Origin of the sequence: Enterococcus sp. DIV0236, from assembly GCF_050558525.1 — a bacterium.
GTDB classification, from domain to species: domain Bacteria; phylum Bacillota; class Bacilli; order Lactobacillales; family Enterococcaceae; genus Enterococcus; species Enterococcus faecalis.
Map to the genome: position 1 here is coordinate 1,773,305 of NZ_CP187891.1, position 22,554 is coordinate 1,795,858.

General features: G+C 36.3%; 20 protein-coding genes. 1 reads left to right on the forward strand and 19 read right to left on the reverse strand.

Annotated features, from left to right (window positions below; all coding sequences use genetic code 11):
• Positions 1-8: 8 nt before the first annotated feature.
• The 6 genes from IGK27_RS08625 to IGK27_RS08650 are packed head-to-tail and all read right to left on the reverse strand — an operon-like array spanning position 9 to position 10,653.
• Positions 9-1,310, reverse strand: coding sequence for an EpaQ family protein (locus IGK27_RS08625; RefSeq protein WP_002378510.1), 1,302 nt, complete (start codon positions 1,308-1,310; stop codon positions 9-11).
• Positions 1,311-1,338: 28 nt separating this feature from the next.
• Positions 1,339-3,342: a DUF7657 domain-containing protein gene (locus IGK27_RS08630; RefSeq protein ID WP_161634195.1), complete on the reverse strand. Its 2,004-nt coding sequence runs from the start codon at positions 3,340-3,342 to the stop codon at positions 1,339-1,341.
• On the reverse strand, positions 3,343-5,484 hold the full coding sequence (locus IGK27_RS08635; RefSeq protein WP_033626652.1) for a glycosyltransferase family 2 protein: 2,142 nt from the start codon (positions 5,482-5,484) through the stop codon (positions 3,343-3,345).
• Between the two features lie 11 nt (positions 5,485-5,495).
• Positions 5,496-8,639 (reverse strand): glycosyltransferase, encoded by a 3,144-nt coding sequence (locus tag IGK27_RS08640; RefSeq protein ID WP_033626651.1) that lies wholly within the window; start codon positions 8,637-8,639, stop codon positions 5,496-5,498.
• The gene (locus IGK27_RS08645; protein WP_002356901.1) at positions 8,629-9,846 is read right to left on the reverse strand and encodes an ABC transporter ATP-binding protein; all 1,218 of its coding nucleotides are present in this window, start codon (positions 9,844-9,846) and stop codon (positions 8,629-8,631) included. The genes IGK27_RS08640 and IGK27_RS08645 overlap by 11 nt, the downstream gene beginning before the upstream one ends.
• A gap of 12 nt (positions 9,847-9,858) precedes the next feature.
• A complete protein-coding gene (locus IGK27_RS08650) occupies positions 9,859-10,653 on the reverse strand; it encodes an ABC transporter permease (RefSeq protein WP_002356900.1) in 795 nt (264 codons plus the stop codon).
• Positions 10,654-10,900: 247 nt separating this feature from the next.
• Here IGK27_RS08650 and IGK27_RS08655 point away from each other — a divergent pair, with 247 nt between their 5' ends.
• Positions 10,901-11,242: an EamA family transporter gene (locus tag IGK27_RS08655; RefSeq protein ID WP_002356899.1), complete on the forward strand. Its 342-nt coding sequence runs from the start codon at positions 10,901-10,903 to the stop codon at positions 11,240-11,242.
• Positions 11,243-11,288: 46 nt separating this feature from the next.
• Here the strand turns inward: IGK27_RS08655 and IGK27_RS08660 are convergent, their stop codons facing one another.
• The 13 genes from IGK27_RS08660 to map form a co-directional block, all read right to left on the reverse strand.
• Positions 11,289-12,326, reverse strand: coding sequence for an acyltransferase family protein (locus IGK27_RS08660; protein ID WP_002378514.1), 1,038 nt, complete (start codon positions 12,324-12,326; stop codon positions 11,289-11,291).
• A complete protein-coding gene (locus IGK27_RS08665) occupies positions 12,319-12,684 on the reverse strand; it encodes a DUF2304 domain-containing protein (protein ID WP_002359899.1) in 366 nt (121 codons plus the stop codon). The genes IGK27_RS08660 and IGK27_RS08665 overlap by 8 nt, the downstream gene beginning before the upstream one ends.
• Complete coding sequence (locus IGK27_RS08670) at positions 12,684-13,409, reverse strand: glycosyltransferase family 2 protein (protein ID WP_002359897.1); 726 nt, start codon at positions 13,407-13,409, stop codon at positions 12,684-12,686. The genes IGK27_RS08665 and IGK27_RS08670 overlap by 1 nt, the downstream gene beginning before the upstream one ends.
• A gap of 58 nt (positions 13,410-13,467) precedes the next feature.
• Entirely contained in the window at positions 13,468-14,310 is an 843-nt protein-coding gene (gene rfbD / locus IGK27_RS08675; protein WP_002362114.1) for a dTDP-4-dehydrorhamnose reductase, read from the reverse strand.
• Between the two features lie 92 nt (positions 14,311-14,402).
• A complete protein-coding gene (gene rfbB / locus IGK27_RS08680) occupies positions 14,403-15,431 on the reverse strand; it encodes a dTDP-glucose 4,6-dehydratase (RefSeq protein ID WP_002359895.1) in 1,029 nt (342 codons plus the stop codon).
• Between the two features lie 24 nt (positions 15,432-15,455).
• Positions 15,456-16,028, reverse strand: a complete 573-nt coding sequence (gene rfbC, locus IGK27_RS08685) for a dTDP-4-dehydrorhamnose 3,5-epimerase (protein ID WP_002356893.1) — start codon at positions 16,026-16,028, stop codon at positions 15,456-15,458.
• 12 nt (positions 16,029-16,040) lie between these two features.
• Positions 16,041-16,907, reverse strand: coding sequence for a glucose-1-phosphate thymidylyltransferase RfbA (gene rfbA, locus IGK27_RS08690; RefSeq protein ID WP_002364387.1), 867 nt, complete (start codon positions 16,905-16,907; stop codon positions 16,041-16,043).
• Between the two features lie 121 nt (positions 16,908-17,028).
• Positions 17,029-17,742 (reverse strand): glycosyltransferase family 2 protein, encoded by a 714-nt coding sequence (locus tag IGK27_RS08695; RefSeq protein ID WP_002356891.1) that lies wholly within the window; start codon positions 17,740-17,742, stop codon positions 17,029-17,031.
• A 3-nt stretch (positions 17,743-17,745) separates the two neighbouring features.
• Positions 17,746-18,573 (reverse strand): glycosyltransferase, encoded by an 828-nt coding sequence (locus IGK27_RS08700; RefSeq protein ID WP_002369091.1) that lies wholly within the window; start codon positions 18,571-18,573, stop codon positions 17,746-17,748.
• Positions 18,573-19,361 (reverse strand): glycosyltransferase family 2 protein, encoded by a 789-nt coding sequence (locus tag IGK27_RS08705; RefSeq protein WP_002359892.1) that lies wholly within the window; start codon positions 19,359-19,361, stop codon positions 18,573-18,575. The genes IGK27_RS08700 and IGK27_RS08705 overlap by 1 nt, the downstream gene beginning before the upstream one ends.
• 121 nt (positions 19,362-19,482) lie before the next feature.
• Positions 19,483-20,619: an MraY family glycosyltransferase gene (locus IGK27_RS08710; protein ID WP_002366956.1), complete on the reverse strand. Its 1,137-nt coding sequence runs from the start codon at positions 20,617-20,619 to the stop codon at positions 19,483-19,485.
• 110 nt (positions 20,620-20,729) lie between these two features.
• The gene (locus IGK27_RS08715) at positions 20,730-21,638 is read right to left on the reverse strand and encodes a YihY/virulence factor BrkB family protein (RefSeq protein WP_002383768.1); all 909 of its coding nucleotides are present in this window, start codon (positions 21,636-21,638) and stop codon (positions 20,730-20,732) included.
• A 15-nt stretch (positions 21,639-21,653) separates the two neighbouring features.
• Positions 21,654-22,418, reverse strand: coding sequence for a type I methionyl aminopeptidase (map, locus tag IGK27_RS08720; RefSeq protein WP_002356886.1), 765 nt, complete (start codon positions 22,416-22,418; stop codon positions 21,654-21,656).
• Positions 22,419-22,554 lie beyond the last annotated feature (136 nt).

The following is a 22,554-nucleotide window of genomic DNA, read 5'->3' on the forward strand; positions in this document are numbered from 1 at the left end:
GATGAAAATTATCTGCGATGTCTTTGGACACGACTTAATTCTTCAGGTTGGTCCCAGCCCTCTTCGTCAACAGGTGCTATCGGGCGCTCTTCATTGCTAACAGGACTTGTTTGTTTCACTCGTTTTCTTCTTTTAGGTGTCGTTGGTCTTTCATGTCTTCCTCGTTTTTTCTCTGGCCGGAAGTAGAAGGCTAGCCCAAGGAAACTATAAACTATCGGCATCCAATGAGGCGCTAATAAAATATCTTCCATAAATGAATGAATCCAGATTAAAAGGAAGCCTAAAAGTAAACTAACTTGCAAACGATCCAATGTTTTTTTGCGGAAACCAATCAATAAAATCATACTGACTAAAAAACCAAATAAAATCAGATAGCCAATGACACCAAAATTACTTAACGTAAATAGAAAAGCATTATGTGTCCCCAGCGGTTTCCATGAGGCCACAAAAGGTTCCATACCGACTTTAATATGTTGAGGATCAGATAACCATTTAGCAAAAAACTCATGCCAAATTCGTTCTCTTCCTGTAAATAAATCAACAGTATCCGATTCCGCACATAAGTAAAATAACAATGGTCCCAATGCAGCTACTCCGACAAAACCAAATAGCCAAACTTTCGAACGTTGCAAGAAACGTTTTGGTAAAAGATTATCCACCAGAATAAAACCAACTAAAATGGCAAAAGAGGTTTTGGATTGACTGACCCATGTACCTAAAACACCACCAATGTATACAGGTAAAAGCAGCAGGTTAAAAACCTTATTTCTATATGCTTTGATCAAACTACTGGCCATCATTGTTGAAAACATCAACGTTGCACCAATCGTATTGGTATTAATCCAAATACTTTCTAGTTTATTTGATTCTTTAAAAATTTCGTCTGCTGGAATCAACTGAGGCAACTCCACGGACATCCGATACAAAGTCGCACTCAAAGCAACTAAAGAGACAATTAATAAAAGCGTTTGATCCACACGGTCAAAGACACAAACTTTAAAACAAAGGACCAACAAAATAATTAAAGGAATCATTGTATCTGTTTGCATTGTGCTATGACGGATTGATTCCGTAAAGTGAAACAAGAGCCAGGTGGCTAACGCCAACGCAACGGTTAGCCAGTCAATAAATTTTAATTTCGTACAATTTAATAGCAGTACAAGTATTACTGCTATTAATAATAAAATTGAACTATTGGCATACATATATTTTGTGACTGGCGCATCAATTCCTACGACCCACATCGTATACGAGCCGATCATTGTTACTAATAAAATAAGTCGACCGATTCTATTCAATACTTTTCCCATATTCAAACCTCATTCCATGAATGAATCACTAGTCGTTTATTCGATAAATATATGCCCCGTTCTGATCAGGTCCATATAATTTTTCAAAATGAATCGTTGGTGTGTCTAACGGTTCTAATGGTTTATAAACGACCGCATATTTAATCCCATATTCTTTTAATTTTTCTGGAGATAAACGAGCAATAATCGCATCTTTTTGCATCAACTCTAAAACAGGGGTCTGATTTCCTACTTCAACATTGATGTGCGCATAGCGATTATAAATAAATGTGTCTTTTTCTTTTGGATCTAATGGTTTCCAAGCCTCTAAGTCAGGTGTAAAAGCAACACCGTTAAATGTATGCACACCTAACATTGGCAAATAGCCATACATCAAGCGTTCGCCCACCCACAATTGGTTGGGGTCTTTTTTGTTAATTTCTTCCACTTCTACCGCTAATTTTTTACCATAGACAGCAGAAACGCCACGAGAAATTGGATTAACAAAGGCACCAGAAACCATAATGATTCCTAATAAGACAAGGACAAATAACGTGCGCCAACGTTTAAATAAAGCAACAATTAAAACGGTAGCGACAACTAAGACACCAATGATGTCCATTCGTGTAACGTATAACCGTAAATTGCCCGTATATAAAACAAAGAAATACAGAACAACATTTAATCCTAGCGCCCCTAACCAGGCCATCATTGGAATTTTTGCTTGGCGATTCCATAAATAATCGATGAACCATAAACTTAACAACACAGCGGCAAACCCGAAGGATAACATCGCCCGTTGTTCTGGCACATAAGACCACAATGTCAACTTAGCAAAAATTGTTGGAAATTGAACGCTCATCCAAACTAAGTTAAATAAACAATACACGAATAAGACAAAACCGTAAATGTTTTCTTTGATTTTTTTATAAAAAATAAATGGTGAGAGCGGCAAAATAACAAAAAATAATTGATAAAAACTACTGATTTCCGAATTATTTGAATATGGAACATCTTGAAACGGCATTTTCCAATTTGTTAAAAATAACAAAATATCGCGTTTAGGCATATCGCCACCTAAACTTACCCGTTTTCCTGGATAAGCGGTATCCATTACTGCTTTTAAGGAATCCAATGAGCCATATAACGATCCGCCAACAATAATCGCCGTCATCAAGAGTGCCCCACCTATCAGGACCCCATCCCACTTATCCAACTTAATTTTTTTACGAAATTCTAAAAAGAATAAAATTAAAAATAATAAAATCAAATAACCAAGTGGTACTTGTAACGCAGGATAAATAACTAAAACAAATCCTGAGGCCATAATAACAGCCGTTATCGCACAAATGACACGACGTCGAACACTACTATGATAATAGAAATAATTATAAATTCCCACTAAAAAACCTAAGCCAAAAAATACTAAATCTCCAACTGGCGAGACAAACCACCATTGAAGGGCCGAAGAAAACGGAATCCAAACACTTGCTAACAAAGCTAAATATTTATTCCGCCGTGTGACGATCAAACCAATTTCAAAAGAAAATAAAATTAAGCCAATTAATTTAAGATTCCAATACCATGATAAGCCATATTCTTTGCCTAATAGTACATAGCCCCACGTAAAAGGTTTCGCTAACGTGGCCAAATTCCATGCTGGCGAATTATAACCTACCACCATGTCTTGCCCATTTAACGTAATCACATCATTATGTGTTTTCAAACCTGTTTGTGTTTGTGAGAGGCTAAAGGGGGTTTGAACGAGCCATTCATCCGAGCGAACACCTCTTGGTTCACCAGCAATTAATGAACTTTTTTGGCCATCCGCATATTCAGAAACATACGCATCCCACATGTTTAATGAACTACCATGGACTTTAAAGGCGACCAGTAAAATAAAAATGACTGCCGCTAGCAGATAGCGCCAGCGTAACAAATGATCAACCAAGCGAGCGCTCTGCTCAGCTTGGTTGCGTAATGGTTGTTTTTCTTTTCTTGTAGTTAGTTGTTGTTCCATCTTTTCGCTCCATTTCGTCATCCGCAATTGCATCTAGTCAATTCGTAATGAAAAGTTGGGAATATCCCTTGTCAGATTAGGATTATAAAATGGATCATTTTCAATTAAAGGTCCCCATTTTTCTTCCATCATCACTTTTTCTTGTTCAAAACGTTTTTTCTTTTTGCCTTTATCATCATATCCACGAGTTTGAGATTCAAAATGATAAAGCTCTGCTTCATGAAGCCAGACATTGTCACGTCCTAAAGCTTGGACTTTCAAGCATAAATCAACATCATTGAAAGCTACGGTAAACGCTTCTTCAAAACCACCAACTGCATCAAAATCTGCTTTTTTCATAAGTAAGCATGCGGCAGTTACTGCTGAATAATTAACATTAATAGCTAACCGACCAAAATAGCCTAAGTCACCATGGGGATAACCATAATGACCATGTCCAGCGACACCACCTAATCCTAAAATAACGCCTGCGTGTTGGACCGTATTATTTGGATACAATAATTTCGCACCTACACAGCCAATCCGTTCTTGCTGAGCAAATGAAACCATCAAGGTTAACCAATTCTCTGTAATCACTTCGGTATCATTATTTAAAAATAATAAATACTCTCCGTGCGCTTTTTTCGCTGCACGATTGTTAATAGTTGAGAAATTGAATGGAATATCGATTGATTCAACGAAAAAGCGACCAGGTAATTGTTGTTCAAATTCTGCATATAATTCGTGCATTTTTGGATCTGTACTTCCATTGTCAGCCATAATAATCTCGTAATTTTGGTAGGTTGTTTTTTCAATAATCGATGAAACACAACGTTGTACGTCTTTATAGCCATTTTTAGTTGGAATAATAATTGAGACTAACTTTTCAGATTCAATGTCATAATAAACATCGTATAAGCCATTCGCCGCCCCATGCGTTGCATGACCATTAATTCCTCGACGAACGAGCGCATCTTGCACGGCTCTTAGCCCCGCTTCAAAAGCATAACCTTTGGAGCCTTGATCCACTGCTGTTGAGGTTGGCAGCATCCGCCAATAGTAAAGAACTTTTGGAATATGTTTGATGCGTTCTTTTGTCGTTTTTTCAGTAAATCTTAAGACTAAATCGTAGTCTTGAGAACCTTCGTAACCTTTTCGAAAGCCGCCAATTTCTTCTAGAATACTCCGACGATACACGCCTAAATGCGAAATGTAATTCGTTCCTAAAAGTAAATCAGGTGACCAATCTGGTTTAAAGGCTGGATCAGAACGATTTCCATCCATGTCAATCTTATCTTCATCACTATAAATTAAATCCAGTTTTGGGTTTTCATTCAGCACTTTAACCACTTCATAAAAAGCATTGATCGCTAATTCATCATCGTTGTCTAGTAAGGCGACAAATTCTCCGGTAGCAATCGCTAAAGCAGAGTTGGTTGCTTCGGAAATATGACCATTTTGTTCACGAAAGACGACCCGAATTCGCTCATCCAATTGCTGGTACTCTGTTAAAATCTTTTTGACATTGGGATCTGTTGAGGCGTCATCGGCCATACATAATTCCCAGTTAGTATAGACTTGATTCAAAATAGAATCAATGCACAACCGAAGCCATTTTTCTTCAACATTATACACTGGCATCGCAATGGAAATTTTAGGCTGATAATGAAATGTTGCGATTTCTTGCGTCATAGCTTCTATGTCTAGTACTTCATTTCTAGCTAACCAGTTAGGATACGAAGCTTGATTTCTCAGTTTCTCAATTTTCGCTCGTTGAATGGTATGAGAAATACCATTTTTAGCCATATACTTAAATCCTTTTTTGGCTTTTATCCAAAGACGAGTTACTTTATCTTCTGTCCCTGGAATCACTGGATATTTTTTATTCAAGGGAAAATCCACCGTTACAACATGTGCTGATGATTGAAAATGAAAAGGGAGTACTTTTTTTTGTTTAATTCCTTCAAGTGTAACAACAAAGCCAGCTTCAATCGCAGGCTCTGTTTGATAAATTTGATTAACATCTTCACGTAAAACGCGCTGAATGTTATAAGCGGACACTTGGTTTTCATTATTAATTGTGAAAGTTGGGCTTTCTTTAGTGATTGTATCCAACGCCCAACCTGTAATGGTTAAATTATTTGTTGTTTTGTCGCGATAGATACTATCAAAGATCACCTTAATGTCTTCATTCATGTGCATTCTCCTTATAGATGTTTCGGATTTCGGTAGGGATCAACTAAAGTTTCCGCGGTCCATTTTTCCGCAAGTTCTTTATAAGATCCTTTTTTATCATGGTTTTGCATTTTTTCGTCTGCTTTCAAAATTGCATAGGACACATATACATTTCGTTTACCAGCGCTAGCAAATTGTAACGATAAATCGACACCCATCCACTCTTTACCTAAGTTTTCGTTAATTCCTTCTAAATTTAGGTAAAGTTGTTTGTTGAATAGTAAGCAGTCTTCAGTTGCTGCTTGAATATTTCTTGGTAAAGCAATTCTGTAATAGTAACCTAAGCTTTTACCAGGGGTGCCTTTTTCGGGATAAAGTAATCGACCTTTGTCTGTATCAACTGATACTCCCACCGTTTCCACGCGATAGCGTGCGTCAACTACGCGGCCAGTCACTAAACCAGAGGTCTCTTGTTGACCAATGTTCATTAACTCTTTTAACCAATCATTTTTCGTTGGTACCAATCCAGCATTTAATAAAGCCACATATTCTCCCTTAGCAGCTTGAATCATGCCATGACGAGTTTCTGTTGAAACATAACGAAGACGGTCATTTTGGATATTTATTTGATTCTCGAAGCGTGCAGGCAATAGAATTTCATAATTTGTATAGGCAGTTTTTTCTAATAATTGACGTAAGTAACTACTCATATTCTCTGTATCATTCGTAATAATCAATGATACCATCGGCACATGATCATAAAGATAGTTAATTTTATAGGAACCATAAAATTCGGCAATCTCTACTTGTGCTTTTAAGCCACGGCGTTCCGTTGCCGCTTGGACCGCTTTTTGACCAGCTACATAGGCGTAACCTTTGCTTTCAGGGTTTAGAGCAGTCGATGATTCAATGGCACGCCAATGATACATCATACCAGGAATATGCTTGATTTTCGTTGCTTGTTCCGTTGCTCGTAATACGAAATCATAGTCTTGAGCGCCGTTATATGCTGAGTTCAGTCCGCCTACTTTTTCTAATAAATCACGTTTCACAACAACAAAGTGTGTAATGTAATTATGGTTTAAAATCAGTTCTGGATTCCAGTCCGATTTGTAAAACGCGTTGAAGCGACGACCATTTTCTGTAATTTTATCTTCATCAGTATAAAGAAAATCAATCGTTGGGTCTGTGTTTAAAGCTTTGACCACTTCATATAATGCTTGTGGCGCTAATTCATCATCGTTATCCATGAAACCAATAAAATCGCCAGTAGCAATCGACAAAGCTGAGTTAGTTGCTTCTGAAATATGTCCGTTTTCTTCGCGATAAATAACTTTGATTCGTTGATCTAGTTCTTTATATTTTTCTAGCATGGGCTTAATATGTTCGCTTGGCGATGCATCATCTGCTAAACATAACTCCCAATTTTCATAGTACTGATTTTGTAAAGAAGAAACGCACGCTGCAAGCCATTTTTCTTCGACATTATAAACAGGCACAGCGACAGAAATTTTAGGCTGAAATTGGAACGTTTTAATTTCCGCTAAAACTGCCTCCACGTCAACAGGGGCTTCTGCTTTTTCTTGTCGTTTAAAGTACCACTTCACTGAGCCCATCAAACCACGTGTCTGAATCGAACGCCATGCTCGATCAAATTTCGTGCCTGGTTGAACCATGTTTGGACGTTCCACCACGTATTGAACCTTCTGGCCTGATTTGGTGTCAATGTTTAGCGTGTAGGCTGGTAAATCTTCTGGGTCTTTAATCGTAATGACAAAACCATAATCTTGATCGCCTTCTAATTCAAACATATCAATAACATCCCGACGATATTCTGTTTCCACCGTATAAGTGACTGATTCACTAGCTTCTGCAATGCTGAATCTTAGCGGATAATTTGTTTGTTTGTCATACGCCCACCCTCTGATAACAGAAACGTTATTTTCTACATCGCGAGCAATATCGTCGATGGTTAAATTAATCATTTTATCAAATTTAGTTAACGTGATTCGTTTATATTTTCCAGTAGGCATAGGGGCAGTCTCCGTCTGTTTATTCATTTCTTCTAAAAATTGATTTCTTTCATCTAACAGTGCATGAATAAAGGTATTTTCACGTTCTGAATAGTTGCCTTCAAAGAAATAATCAATGGCTACTGTCAGGTCTTTGCCTGCCATTTGTGCATCGGTTACTTCGATTACAGGGACTTGCGTATCTAAGAAATAATAGACATTCTCTTGTACCAGAAAAGCATTCGTGGCTGCGACTGGGACTGTCTCCCCGTCTATCGTCATGGATAATTTGACAATTGCCCCCGTTAAACTTGGGAATAATTTTATCAGTTGGACGTCTTCTGGTATCTTCAGTTGGAACTGTTTTGTTTCAGGTTTTTGTAAATCAACTGGTTGATCCAACTCAGTCTCTTTTTCTTCGCCGCAATTAATTAAAATATGAACGTTTTTTTCATTGTATGAATTTACTGGTGTCACTCGCTCTGGCTGTTCTACTGGTTCAGCAGTCAAGGCAAAAAAGTACTGATACACTTCGCCAAAGGGACGCGCTTTAAAAGCTGCTTGCACTTCTACAGGTAACGCTTCATACGTCGTAGGAATTTCGTTGTAGCCAACTTGATTAAATGTAAAATCTTCTTTGGCAATGTATAAACCAACTTCTGCAAAAACTTTTTCAAATCCTTCTTGTAAATAGAATGATTTATGCGTAGCATCCAATAGCCCAGTTTCATTCCACGTTAAACGATTATTAAATAAATCAATTAACACCGAATTATGCGCCAAATTAGGGAAAGTGATTAAGATTTGACCACCTGGTTTTAAAAACGGTTTGACTTTTGCTAAGGCGCTTTGAGGATTCATTAAATGTTCCAACACATCTGCAAAAACGATATAATCAAACGTCTTACCAGCAAAGTATTCGACCCAATCATTTTCATCAATATTGCCATAAAAGGCATCTGTTGAAAATTGACTGACATGATCATAAAGTTCTTTGTCTAATTCAACAATTGAGACCTGGCACTTTTTTTCTTCCATCAAATAGCTAGTCATTCGCCCATTACCTGGACCAAATTCCAAGACATCACTATTTTCTTTGATTTGTGCTACGATTTTCCCAACACTGGTACTCTCGTCTGTTTCCATTTCAAAATCATACTTCATCTTTTGTCGTATCCTTCCATTTATGATCTAAGATGACAATTCCTTCTCCGGCATAACGACCGGTAATAAACATCGTCACGTATTTTGTTTTGTAGACTAATGGGACTGTTGCATGTTCCTCAAAGAAAGCAATATCAAAATAATATTCACCTGTTAATAATGACATTTTTTCATATTCTAAATAAAAAACATTCCGTCCTTTTTTCCAAGGAATTTGCACGCCATCTAACAACGTATTTAAGCCACAGACATAATGATTGTCCACTGTTCGAATAGCGACCCCACAAACAGGCTTCTTAATTTGGTCATTTTTGACAGTATATTCAATTTTTACAATCACTTTTTCATCTTGCGTTACCATTTCTAATGGTTCATAATCCGCATTTAAAAGTTCCGCATGATCCACTTCAATAATATCTGGTGTTGGGGTTTCATCTTTCATGGTCGCTTCGCGGTCAACCGTTTTAATTGATTTCTTTTTCAAAAAGTTTTCGTAGTTGGTCGTCACGTCCATCGTATCTCCATATTCAACGACTTTCCCGTGTTGCAACCAAAAAGTTCTGTCACAAAAACGACGAATGGAGTTTACATCGTGAGAAACAAATAAAATTGTTTTACCAGAATTTTTAATTTCCGTAAATTTTTCCATACATTTTAATTGAAACTCTAAATCCCCGACAGCCAACGCTTCATCGACAATTAAAATATCGGGATCCACGTTAATGGCTACCGCAAAAGCCAGGCGGACAAACATACCACTAGAGTACGTTTTAACTGGTTGATACAAATGATCGCCGATGTCAGCAAAATCAATGACATCTTGGACACGCTCTTCCATCTCTTCTCGGGAAAAACCCAAGACCATTCCATTTAAGAAAATATTTTCATATCCTGAATATTCAGGGTTAAAACCTGAACCTAATTCAAGCAACGCTGAAATTTTCCCATTAATCACCATGGACCCGGAGGTTGGCGTTAATACTCCTGTAATAATTTTTAACATGGTTGATTTTCCAGAACCATTTTCGCCGACAAAGCCAATCATCTCGCCTTTTTTAATTTGCATCGTGACATCGTCTAACGCATAAAACAAATCGTGGTAGGATTTTTTGGTTGGACTAAGCGCTTCTTTAAACCGATCGGACGGCTTTTTATACATGTTGTATGTTTTGGTAATATGTTGGATATCGATTGCATATTCTGACATGTCGTTCTCTCCTTATAGTACATCTGAAAAATGTGGTTTTAAGCGTCTAAACACGGTTGAGCCAATTAATAGTAAAACAATAGTAACTCCCCAGAAATATAAGCTATATTGCCAATGTTCCCAGAACCATGCACCGCCTAAATAAGATTCGCGGTATCCTTGAACAATATAATATAATGGATTGATTTTTAAGATTGTCGCAATCATTCCAGTTGGTTGCCATAAAATTGGCAATGTCCACATAACTGTTTGCATAATGATATTGATAAATTGCATAATATCAGGTAAAAATGGTTGTGTTGAAGCAGTAATCCACGTAATTGCTGTTAAAAAGACTAATAAACAAGCTAAGTAGTAAATTAATTGCAAACTGTACAGACTTGGGTAATAACCGTTAGCTGTAGTAATTACAAAACCAATTAGAATGAAAAACAAGTGGGTGTACAAGTTCGATAAAATTTTAGATGTTGGTAAAATTTGTACATTAAACACGACTTTTTTAACTAAATAACTATATTCACGAAACACATTCGTGGCTGATAATAACGAATCTGAAAAGAAGAACCAAGGCACCATCCCTGTTACTAAATAGACAATGAACGGCATATTGTCGCCAGCTCTAGAACGAAGGCCTACAGAAAAGACAAACCAATACGTCAAAACAGTTACTAATGGCGTTAAAAACGCCCAGACAATTCCTAGTGCTGAACCAGCATACTTGGCCTTAAAATCATTAAATGAAAATTGTAATAACAATTTTTTGTTCTGAAAAATATTCTTGAAAATTGAAAATGTTTCTTTAAACATATACTTATTCCTTCCGTAATAAACTATTTTTATCTAAAATTTTTGGATACAAAAATGCCATTTTAAACAACATTTCTATTTTATCGATAAACGCCTAGCTTTTCAATAGTAGACCCCTTTTTATAAAGAAAAATTTAACTGATTTCGCTATATTAAAAAATCTTGTCCAATTTTTAGGAGATTATGCTACAATAATGGAGGTCTTGCATTTTTTTGCACGGAAACTATTTTTGAGAGAAGGGAAATTATGGTTCTTTTTATTATTTACGTATTTCTGTCTTCTGCTGGTCTGGTCTTATTTAAACTAGGTTCTAGCAGTTTGAACATCCAACTCCAACAAACAATCTTTTCAATGAATATCTCACTTATATCTTTATTAGGTTTATTTTGTTATTTAATTAGTTTTATTTTATGGATGTTAATTATTAGTCGTTCCGATGTTTCTTACATTGTTCCTTTAGGCGTTGCCTGTACAAACATCGCTATTTTAATTGCTTCAAATCTTATTCTAAAAGAGACAATCACAACGAATGCCCTTATTGGTGCTGTGGTTATTATTGTCGGCATTGTGATTATGAATCTTAAATAAAACAACAAAGACCTTAAACTCCAACTTAAGGTCTTTGTTGTTTTATTTAAGATAGATTTTTAAGCCAATAAAACTGTCTCAGTTCACTTAATTTAATGATAATATAACTAAAAACAATTAACAAAAAAACTTGTACAACATATGTTTTAAAGTTATCGTACGTTAACTTTTGAATCCCTAATTGACTAGCTGCATAAAATAGTAAATATTTTATCGGATTTTGCGCTAAATAAATAATAATACTAGATTTTCTTAAAAAGTCACTTCCAGGAATACGTATATTTTCTAAATTAAAACTTAAAATAACCACTAACACAGCAACTATTGGTAACGTAAAATAATTTTGTGCATCATAAAAAACACCTAATTGTTGCGCAAATTTCACTTCCTTTAGTCCTACATAAGAAAAAATAACAATACCTAAAACTAAGAATAAATTATTTAAAGGTTTTTCAAATACATAGTTTGCTAAAAAATAGCCTATAATCACATAACAAATCGTAGAAATCATCGAAAAAGATATAGAACCATAAAAAGGCACTTGTTTAATCCATTCAATGTCAAAGTACCACTTACCATAAGTAGAAGTAAATACTCCTATCAGAAAGCTAACAATTCCAATTGTTAATAATACTTTCTCACCAAAATAACTTCGGATGTAATAAATAATAAATACACTCATTACTAATGCGATTAAATACCAAGAAACACCTATTCTGGGGACATAGCCTAATAATATGCTCAGTATAAATGATATTTTTCCTCTTAAATCCATTTCCCCTTTAACAAAATTCATAATAGATACGATAAAGAAGGGAATGTAAAAGATCAACCACGAAAGATATACTTTTAAGATTCTTTTTATATAATTGAATAGTATTTTTTTATCTTTTTCTTTTTCTCTAAAAGAAATTTTTTTAAACAAAAAATATCCAGATACTATGAAAAAAAACGGAACAGAAAAGCGGGCTAATATTTTCAAATCACTACCCAAAATAGATTTAGAGGGAAAGGTATGAATTCCAACTACACTTAATGCAGCAATAAATTTGAAGGCATCCAATACATCATTGTTTTTAGTCATTTTTCCCCTCTCTATTCTCCCATTTTTCTTCAGATTTCATGATAGATAATTCTTGCAATAATGTTTTAATGCGATTTTCGTGTTTTGAAATCAACACAGAATTTTTAATTTCCATGATTAAAAGGACAATCACCGCAGCTGATAATAAGAAGTTTGATGTTGTTTCAAACCCAAAGGCCATTGCTAACCATTCTGCCACATGCGGGAAAATAGCAAAAATAATTAAGACAATTGAGATTAATAACCAAATCAAAGCATTTTTTAGGAGAAAAATATTTTTATTAATTCCTCGAATAATGTATAAGAAAAAGCCAATTGCAAATAAAAATAAAGCTAGCCATAACACGGTTGGTAGCATTAATCTCCCTCCTTCATAAAGGCAGCAATCAGAATTGCTGAGCCGACTTCCAGCATATACTTCACAGAAGCCAAGGCACGAATCGAAGAAACACCACCAAGCCGTTCCATCATATTGACAGGTCTTTCAACAATCACAAAACGTTTTTTAATTAAGTGAACAATCGATTCTGGCTCAGGATAATTTGTCGGATAACGCTTTGCAAAAAAAGCAATCACTTTCCGATTTCCTGCTCGATACCCTGAAGTCACATCATAAATTGTTTTACCAGAAGCCATTCGAATGCAAAAAGATAACAAACGAATACCAAAACGGCGCATTTTCGTACTTTGAAAAGCCGCTTCGTTTCCAGGAATGAAACGAGAGCCAATCGAAAAATCACATTTACCCTCTGCTAATGGTTCCAGTAAAATAGGTAAACTATTGATATCATGTTGACCATCACCATCAAACTGAACCGCAACATCATACTCATTTTCTAAGGCATATTTATAGCCGGTCTGTACCGCCCCGCCAATACCTAAATTCAACACTAAATGAATGGCATTAATTTGGTTGACTTCTAAAATTTGTTTGGTTCCATCTGTCGAGCCATCATTAATTACCACATAATCCAATTCATGTTGAAAATGCGTAACTTCCTGTTTAAATGTTTCAATGGAAGCAATCGTCCGCAAAATGTTTTCTTCCTCATTGTAAGCAGGAATGATTAAAAGTACCTTCATAAAGAGAAACACCTTTCCACTTTTTCTCTAACAAAACCCCTCACTTACACAAAACAATTTATTGTTGAACATTTTCTAACATTTGTGCTAAGGCTTCTTGCCAAGTAGGAATTTTAAAGCCTAACGCTTCTGTTTTACTTAAATCCATGACAGAATATTGTGGTCTTTGCGCCTTTTGTGGAAATTGAGTTGAATCCACTGGCAGTACTTCCACTTCAGTATCTTTTAAAATTTCTTTAGCAAACTGATACCAGCTACAGCTGTTTTCATTAGACAAATGATAAACACCAAATGGCGCTTTTTCTGCAATAACAAATGCCATAAATTCGGCTAACGTTCTTGTCCAAGTTGGGCGGCCAAACTGATCGTCCACTACCGTTAGTTGGTCTCTTGTTTCCGCTAATTTTTGCATGGTAAAGACAAAGTTATGACCGTATTGACCAAATACCCATGATGTTCGAATAATATAATAATCGTCCAGGATTTCTTGGACCGCTTGTTCACCTAATAACTTCGTCCGACCATACTCATTTAAAGGATTCGGTTGATCATCAATCGCATAGACGCCTTCTTTTTTAGTTCCATCAAAAATATAATCTGTACTTACGTAAACAAGTGTCGCCCCCACTGCTTTAGCAGCTTCTGCAACATGACGTGTGCCATCTACATTCACTTTTTCATCTAATTCCTTGCCTTCGTCTTCTGCTTTATCAACAGCTGTATAAGCAGCACAATGATAAATGACGTTTGGTTGAATTTCTTTCACTTTTGCCAACGTACTATCCGCATCAGTAATATCTAATTCTGTGGAATCCGTTGAAACATACTCAATTCCTTGTTCGTCTAATAGGTGACGTAATTCTGTGCCCAATTGGCCATTTCCACCAGTAATTAAAATCATTATTTTCGCTCCTTCTTGAAAAAAAGGCAGGGCAAAGTAGCTTTTGTACTTTGCCATCGCCTTTCGACTGTTATCTCACATGTCAGAAAAAATTACTGACCATTTTGTGCATATTTTGCTTCAACAGCTTCTTTATCTGCACGCCACCAGTCTTCATTTTCTGTATACCACTTGATTGTTTCTGCCAAGCCTTCACGGAAATTCGTGAATTCTGGTTCCCAACCTAATTCTTCGCGTAATCTGGTTGAATCAATCGCATAACGTAAGTCATGTCCTGCACGATCGTTGACATGCTCATAGGCATCAACAGGTTGTCCCATTAATTCTAAAATTAATTCCATCACTGTTTTATTGTCTTCTTCACCATCGGCTCCGATTAAATATGTTTCGCCAATTTGCCCTTTTGTTAAAATTGCCCAAACAGCCGAAGAATGGTCGTTTGTATGAATCCAGTCACGAACATTTTTACCAGCACCATAAAGTTTTGGTGTAATGCCACTTAAGACATTGGTAATTTGACGAGGAATAAATTTTTCAATATGTTGATATGGACCATAGTTATTTGAACAGTTTGAAATTGTTGCTTGTAAGTTGAAAGAACGAACCCACGCTTTGACTAACAAGTCAGATCCTGCTTTTGTTGAAGAATAAGGGCTTGAAGGATTGTAAGGCGTTTCGGCAGTGAATTTTTCCCCTTCGCCTTCTCCATGTCCTGGTAAATCTTCTCTTAAAGGTAAATCGCCATAAACTTCATCAGTCGATACATGGTGGTAACGAACATTGTTTTTACGGCAAGCTTCGATCAATGTGTACGTCCCAATCAGATTGGTTTGTACAAATGGGAATGGGTCGTTTAATGAGTTGTCGTTATGCGATTCAGCAGCATAGTGAACAACCGCATCTGTTTCAGCGACTAAACGATTAACTAATTCAGCATCAGCGATATCTCCTACGACTAATTCCACGCGATCACTTGGTAGACCTTCAAGATTTTTTTCATTTCCTGCATACGTTAATTTATCTAATACAGTTACATGAACTTCTGGATGATTCTTTACAACATAATGAACAAAATTTGAGCCGATAAAACCAGCTCCACCTGTTACGATGATTTTTTTCATAATTGAAACTCTCCTACTTTTTTCTTAAATTTCGCCATAGATAAACGGATTTTCCGCTTCAAATTCTTTTAAGGTTGGATGTTTTTGATCCTTTTCTGACGTAATCGCTTTTTCTGGCGCAATTGGCCAATCAATAGCTAACGCTGGATCGTTAAAAGCAATACCGCCGTCTGCTGCCGCATTGTAGTAATTGTCACATTTGTACATAAAGTTCACGTTCGGTGTCAAAGTGACAAAACCATGAGCAAAACCTTTTGGTACTAAAAGCTGACGGTGATTATGTTCTGATAAAATGTAGCCTTCCCATTGGCCATAGGTTGGACTCCCTTTACGAATATCAACAATCACATCTAATACCGCACCTGTTACAACGCGAATTAGTTTTGTTTGCGCAGCTTCGCCTTTTTGAAAATGCAATCCACGCAAGACACCTGCTTCTGTTGATAATGAATGATTATCTTGGACAAAATCAAAGTCTAATCCATGTTCTGCAAATTTAGCTTTGGAATAACTTTCTGTAAAAAAGCCACGATGATCACCGAAAACATCCATTTCGATAATTTTGACATCTTGTAATTTTGTATCAATAACTTTCACGTTTCTTCGCTCCTATTCTGCTGCTAAACGTAGCAAGTATTGGCCGTAGCCATTTTTCTTCAATGGTTGTGCCAATTCTACCAATTGTTCTTTTGTAATATAGCCCATTCGATAAGCAATTTCTTCCAAACAAGCGACTTTTAAATTTTGACGTTTTTCAATTGTTTCAATAAATGTTGACGCTTCTAATAAGGATTCGTGTGTGCCTGTATCTAACCAAGCAAAGCCACGGCCCATTACCTCAACAGAAAGTTTATTTTTTTCAAGGTAGACTTTATTAACGTCTGTTATTTCTAATTCCCCACGTTCTGACGGTTTGATCCCTTTCGCAATTTCAACCACTTCATTGTCGTAAAAATACAAACCTGTCACTGCGTAATTTGACTTCGGTTGTGCTGGTTTTTCTTCAATAGAAAGCGCCCGCATCTCTTCATCAAATTCTACCACGCCGAAACGTTCTGGATCATTTACATGGTAGCCAAAGACTGTTGCCCCTGACTCTTTAGAAGCTGCTCGTTGCAACATTTTTGATAAGCCGCCACCATAATAAATATTGTCCCCTAAAACTAAGCAGACACTATCATCACCAATAAATTCTTCACCAATAATAAATGCTTGCGCCAAACCATCTGGGCTTTCTTGTACCGCGTATTCGATATGAATGCCTAAATCATGGCCATCGCCGAATAAGCTTTCAAAACGTGGTGTATCTTCTGGTGTAGAGATAATCAAAATTTCATTAATTCCCGCCAACATTAACGTTGACATTGGGTAATAAATCATTGGTTTGTCGTAAATTGGCATTAATTGTTTTGATGTTGCTTTTGTTAGCGGATATAAGCGTGTCCCGCTTCCGCCTGCTAAAATAATTCCTTTCATGAACAATCTCCTTAAATACTTCTATTTTTAGTTTCTATAAAACCAAATATCCTTCCCTATTATCGCATTAAGCATAGGGTTTGTCATGTTTTTTACGTAAATTTTACAAATCTGTAAAAGTTTAGCGTTGTTCCTTTAAACGCTGATGTAAAGCTTTTAATAAATTCACACGCCAATTTAATTTTTGTTGGAAACTTGTTTTGGTAATAATAGGGCTGACATTCGCTCCATGTCTTCGGTAAAGCACTAATGGTTCTTTAATGAAACCCGTTTGCTTTTTCCGTGCAGCTAATAAGCCAATCCACATATCATGCATAGGAACTTCTGGCGGAATGGGTAAAATGACGTTTTTCATCTCTTGACGAAAGGCCATACCTGCCCCAATATAGCCACTTTTTATCGCATTTCGCCAAAACCCTGGTTTGATTTTTCGAAACTTAAAATAAGAGGGATTGGTAACTTGTAAATCCGCATCAACAATTTTCAAGTCACTAATAACCACTTGGATGTCAGGGTGCGTTTCAAAATATTCTGTCACTGTCGTTACTTTATTTGGCAACCAAACGTCATCTTGATCTGCTAAAAATATCACTTCGCCTTTCGTATGCGTAAGCGCAAATGCAAAATTAGCAATCACTCCTTGCCCTGGACCTTGTAACAATTGAATTTGGGGATAATTCGCTGCATACGTCCTCAAAATTTCCAACGTATGATCAGTAGAACCATCATCTGAAATAATTAGTTCATCTTCTTCACTGACTTGTAAAAGAATACTATCTAATTGTTCCGCGAGATATTTTTCTCCATTATATGTCGCAATACAAACTGAGATCATAGATTATCCTTTCATTAACTTGAGAAATTCTGCCAATGTTTGCCGCCAAATTTGGCGATTTTTGACAGTTAAAAATTGCTTACTACTGCGTAAAAATAAATGGCGTCGATGATGGGAAAACTTTTCTTGATCATATCGACGATAAAATAACGTTTCTGCTTCAATAATAGAGCGATAACGTTGAGGACTCATTGTACGATAATCTAAAACAGACAATTCTTGTTTTAGGTGGATTGGTAAGACTTCAATCTTTTTATTGGCTTGATTCAATTGATAAAAGAACCAATGATCTAAATAGTCCAAAGGAAATTCTTCCGAAAATCCTTCCAACCAGCGCAGTGTTTCTGCCGTAATGACTGTACCAGAATTGATAGCCATCAACGGTTGGTTGGCTATCCCTGCTGTTGGCTTTGCTCCTTTAAGTCCAACATATTGATCACTATATACTGGCGAAATTTGTTGTCCATTTGCTTCTACAATTGGAACATAGACTGCCACAGTCGGATCTAACGGCATGATGATCAACGTATCAAAATAAGAGGCTGGCACTTCTGTGTCTTGGTCAAGGAGCAACAATAATTCACATTGATTCGCTTGACTAAAAGCAATCGCTTCATTATAAGCGGTCGCTAGTCCTGGATTATCAGGATTATGTCGATAAGTAACATTTTGTTGTAAAAATAATGCATCTTCTTGAGGAAGTGGGCTGTTGTCATAAATAAATAAGTGCAATTCGGGGTGATCTACCACTTCTTTTAATAACAAATAATTCGGCGTATCAGCCATTTTCATTTGATATAAGACGATGACTACCGCTAATCTTTGACTCATTAAAAGAACCTCCAGCCCCATTTGTTAAAAAATTTCCCCATTGATTGCATAAAGATTTTAAACAATTTTCGACTTTTATGGGCGCCCTTTTCATACATGTGAACAACCGTTTCAAAAGGCGTATAGAGAATCCGATAGCCTGCTTTGCCAAAACGTAAACATAAATCGTTGTCTTCAAAGTACATGAAGAAACGTTCATCGAACCCACCAATTTCAACGAATTTTTCACGATCAATCAACATAAAACAGCCTGAGCCCATTTTAATATCCGTTGTTTCTGTATCCGACAAATCGCGACATTCATAAATACTCAAACGTTTATCAAAAATTTTCTTTACAAATTGAAAGGGAATAAAACGTAACATATAATCGAAAACATCTAATTTTTGACGAACTAAATATTGCGTCGTGCCATCTTCATTTAACACTTTAGGGCTAACGACTGCAATGTTCTTATCTATTTTGATACGGTCTAATAGACGATCAAGCACGTCTTTAGTAACCAAAACATCGGGATTAAAAATAATTGCATACTTTGTCGAAGCATTGAATAACACTTGATTATGACCATGACCAAACCCTTGATTTTCTTCAGCGCGATGGATAGTAATAAATGGTTCATATGTTGTTAATTTTTCAAGATACGCTGTTTCAGAATGATTGTCATAGATATGAATATCATAAATACTATCAGTACCTAGTTCGGCTTTTAATTGGTCTAGTACATTAAAAATGTAACGACTATTATAAGTGACAATCGAGATTGTTACCATTTCTTGCATGCTCATTTCTCCTTACTACTGAAACATCGTCTTAAAAAAAAAGCATATGTTTCACACATATACTTTTTTAAGTTTAATGGAATTATATCATAGGTTTACGCTCTCGCAAAGCAACCTAAAGATTTCTTTACTTTCTCTTAGAATGCTTGCCAAGTCGCTTTTTCATTTGCTCCTGACGATATTCACGATTCCCTAAAATCCGTAACAAATACATCAACGGTTGATGTCCTTCGCCAACTAGACCGATTAGTTCAATGAATAGTTCTAAGCCAATTAAACAAAAGACAATTAATAAAATTGATGCTACTGTACTTGAATAGCTGAACAATAAAGAGACAAAGGAAAAAACTAACGCTAATGCATAAATAGTCATGACCGCCCCTTTATGGGTAAAACCTAAAGATAACAAGCGGTGATGCAAATGCATTTTATCTGCTGAGGAAATGGGCTTCTTGTTCAATAGCCGTCGAATAATTGCATAAACCGTATCCGTAATTGGCACACCTAAAATCACCATTGGCGTAATTACCGTGATAAACGTAGCATTTTTTAAGCCCTGTAACGACATTACTGCAATCATAAACCCGAGGAATAACGCCCCGGTATCTCCTAGAAATATTTTAGCTGGATAAAAATTGTATGGGAAAAATCCCGCAATGCTCGCAACTAAAATAAAAATAACAATTGGGATATAGACCGTTTTAGCATGTAGGAAAAAATACCCTGTAATACCAATCGTGGTTAATCCAATAATGGATACGCCTGATGCTAAACCATCCAAACCATCAATTAAATTTACTGCATTCGTAATCGCTAAAATCCACAATAAAGTTAGTGGTAAACTAAACCAGCGCAAATCAATCATTCCAACAACTGGCAACGTCACAAAATCTATCCGAATTCCAGCAACAAAATAAATAACTAATGCTGCTAACAAAATACCGATTGTTTTTTTCATTGGAGTAATTTCTTTAATATCATCAATGAGGCCTGTCAAAACAACCATTCCACCAGCCAAAATAATCGGCCAAATATAATCTTGTGGGATAATCGAACGAAAAATCAATAAACATGAACTAGCAAAAGCAATGTAGATTGCAAGTCCTCCTGCTGTAGGCATATTTTTGGTATTGATTCGTCGCTCTCCTGGTGCATCATAGGCGCCAATCCGAAACGCTAGAAGCTTAACAAGTGGTGTTAATAGCAAAGATAAGATAAATGTCATAAATAAACGTATCAAAACTTCATAAATAAATAGTGACATAGTCGAACCCACTTTCTTCTCGTTCAGGGTATATTATACCGTAAACTGAAGCATTTACAAGCTGAAACATGTGTTCTGGCAACGGTTTAGACTTTTTTAAAGAAATCCATTTATTTTTTCTTTTTAAACCATCTAAACAAGCGTTGTTCAAAACTTGGTTGTTTCTTTTCTTTATCTCCAGATAAGTATTCATCGACGACAGCGTTGACAATTGCTCCTAAAATAATAATCGTGGCAGCAAAATTCAACCATAACATCAAGATGATAAAACTCCCGATGATTTGATAACTTGCGATTCTAGAACTAAAATATTTTACGTACAAACCAAAAATTTGTGATAATAGCATCCAACCGACTGTCGAAAAAATAGCCCCTGGCAAAATAGAACGTAACGATAATTTCCGATTAGGAACGACCGCATAAATCAAACACATAATCACTAATAAAACAACGGTCGTTAACGGCCATTTTAACGCTTGGAAAGTATCGATCACAGACGTTGAGTAATGGAAAATTGGTTGCAGTAATTCAATAATGTACTGACCCAGACCTAAAATTACTACTACACCAACAATCGCTACCATAAATAACAAAATAACTAAAAATGAGACCACTCTTACGAGAATAAAATTTTTCCTTTGTTCGACACCAAAAGCTTTATTCATCGCGTTTTGTAGTGCATTAATACTTTGACTGGCACTCCAAAATGCTGCTAAAGCGGAAACAGAAAGCAACCCGCCTGAACGTTGAGTCAGTAGTGAACGAATCGCTGGTTCTAAGTTCTTATAAACATCTTTCGGAATCGCCTCTGCAATATAAGGCAACACAGAATTAGGGTCGATTCTTAAATAAGGTAAGACATTACCTACCGCAATCAGTAATGGAAACAGCGAGAGTAATAAATAATAGGCAACAACCACTGAGCTGTTGCCTATTTCGGCTGTGACCATGTGACTTTGCGTTGTCTCAATAAAACGCATCAAAGATTGATTCTTTTTGATGTTGTCGAGAAACTTCATCACACACTCTCCTTATTAATAAGTCAATTCTTCGCCTTGTGACGTTAAGATTCTTGGACCTTCTTTCGTAATCGCTAATGAATGTTCATATTGACAACTTAGACCGCCATCTTCAGTATAAGCAGTCCAACCATTTGGGTCCATTTTCATGCGCCAAGTTCCTGTGTTAACCATTGGCTCAATGGTAATAACCATTCCCTCTTTTAAACGTAGTCCTTTACCTGCTTCACCATAGTGAGGAATCATTGGACTTTCATGGATAGTTGGGCCAATGCCATGACCTACAAAGTCGCGAACTACCCCGTAGCCTTCTCCTTCTACATACGTTTGAATCGCATGACCAATATCGCCAATTCTATTTCCTACTTGTGCTTGTTCAATCCCAAGATATAGCGCTTTTTTGGTTACTTCCATCAAGCGATCAATTTCAGGTGTTGATTCACCCACGACATAAGACCAGCATGAATCAGAGATTGCGCCCTTTAAGTCGACACACATATCTACTTTGATTAGGTCGCCATCTTTTAATACTTTTTTACGAGGAAATCCGTGGCAAATTTCGTCGTTGATACTACAACAGGTAGCATATTTGTAACCTTCATAGCCAATTTGAGCCGCCACGCCACCATGACTTTCAATAAAGTCTCTCACAAATACTTCAATATCCCAGCTTGTAATGCCAGGTTTAATAAACGTCCGTAAATGACGGTGAACATCCGCTAATAATTCCCCTGATTCATCCATCATTTCAATTTCTCGTGGTGATTTTAATGTAATCATACTATCTCTCCTAAACTTGTTTCATTCAAATTATTTTATCACATTTTTTGCAAAAAAGATTGTTCAAACACCAATTTTCAAAAAGTCCCTTAATAAAAGCACTCGCTAGTCTTTTATAAGAAATGCGCATCTGCTA

Excerpts from the sequence above, each read along its gene's own strand:
- IGK27_RS08625 (WP_002378510.1), bottom strand. The coding sequence starts at position 1,310 with ATGGGAAAAGTATTGAATAGAATCGGTCGACTTATTTTATTAGTAACA.
- IGK27_RS08630 (WP_161634195.1), bottom strand. The coding sequence starts at position 3,342 with ATGCAATTGCGGATGACGAAATGGAGCGAAAAGATGGAACAACAACTA.
- IGK27_RS08635 (WP_033626652.1), bottom strand. The coding sequence starts at position 5,484 with ATGAATGAAGACATTAAGGTGATCTTTGATAGTATCTATCGCGACAAA.
- IGK27_RS08640 (WP_033626651.1), bottom strand. The coding sequence starts at position 8,639 with ATGAAGTATGATTTTGAAATGGAAACAGACGAGAGTACCAGTGTTGGG.
- IGK27_RS08645 (WP_002356901.1), bottom strand. The coding sequence starts at position 9,846 with ATGTCAGAATATGCAATCGATATCCAACATATTACCAAAACATACAAC.
- IGK27_RS08650 (WP_002356900.1), bottom strand. The coding sequence starts at position 10,653 with ATGTTTAAAGAAACATTTTCAATTTTCAAGAATATTTTTCAGAACAAA.
- IGK27_RS08655 (WP_002356899.1), top strand. The coding sequence starts at position 10,901 with ATGGTTCTTTTTATTATTTACGTATTTCTGTCTTCTGCTGGTCTGGTC.
- IGK27_RS08660 (WP_002378514.1), bottom strand. The coding sequence starts at position 12,326 with ATGACTAAAAACAATGATGTATTGGATGCCTTCAAATTTATTGCTGCA.
- IGK27_RS08665 (WP_002359899.1), bottom strand. The coding sequence starts at position 12,684 with ATGCTACCAACCGTGTTATGGCTAGCTTTATTTTTATTTGCAATTGGC.
- IGK27_RS08670 (WP_002359897.1), bottom strand. The coding sequence starts at position 13,409 with ATGAAGGTACTTTTAATCATTCCTGCTTACAATGAGGAAGAAAACATT.
- rfbD (WP_002362114.1), bottom strand. The coding sequence starts at position 14,310 with ATGATTTTAATTACTGGTGGAAATGGCCAATTGGGCACAGAATTACGT.
- rfbB (WP_002359895.1), bottom strand. The coding sequence starts at position 15,431 with ATGAAAAAAATCATCGTAACAGGTGGAGCTGGTTTTATCGGCTCAAAT.
- rfbA (WP_002364387.1), bottom strand. The coding sequence starts at position 16,907 with ATGAAAGGAATTATTTTAGCAGGCGGAAGCGGGACACGCTTATATCCG.
- IGK27_RS08695 (WP_002356891.1), bottom strand. The coding sequence starts at position 17,742 with ATGATCTCAGTTTGTATTGCGACATATAATGGAGAAAAATATCTCGCG.
- IGK27_RS08700 (WP_002369091.1), bottom strand. The coding sequence starts at position 18,573 with ATGAGTCAAAGATTAGCGGTAGTCATCGTCTTATATCAAATGAAAATG.
- IGK27_RS08705 (WP_002359892.1), bottom strand. The coding sequence starts at position 19,361 with ATGAGCATGCAAGAAATGGTAACAATCTCGATTGTCACTTATAATAGT.
- IGK27_RS08710 (WP_002366956.1), bottom strand. The coding sequence starts at position 20,619 with ATGTCACTATTTATTTATGAAGTTTTGATACGTTTATTTATGACATTT.
- IGK27_RS08715 (WP_002383768.1), bottom strand. The coding sequence starts at position 21,638 with ATGAAGTTTCTCGACAACATCAAAAAGAATCAATCTTTGATGCGTTTT.
- map (WP_002356886.1), bottom strand. The coding sequence starts at position 22,418 with ATGATTACATTAAAATCACCACGAGAAATTGAAATGATGGATGAATCA.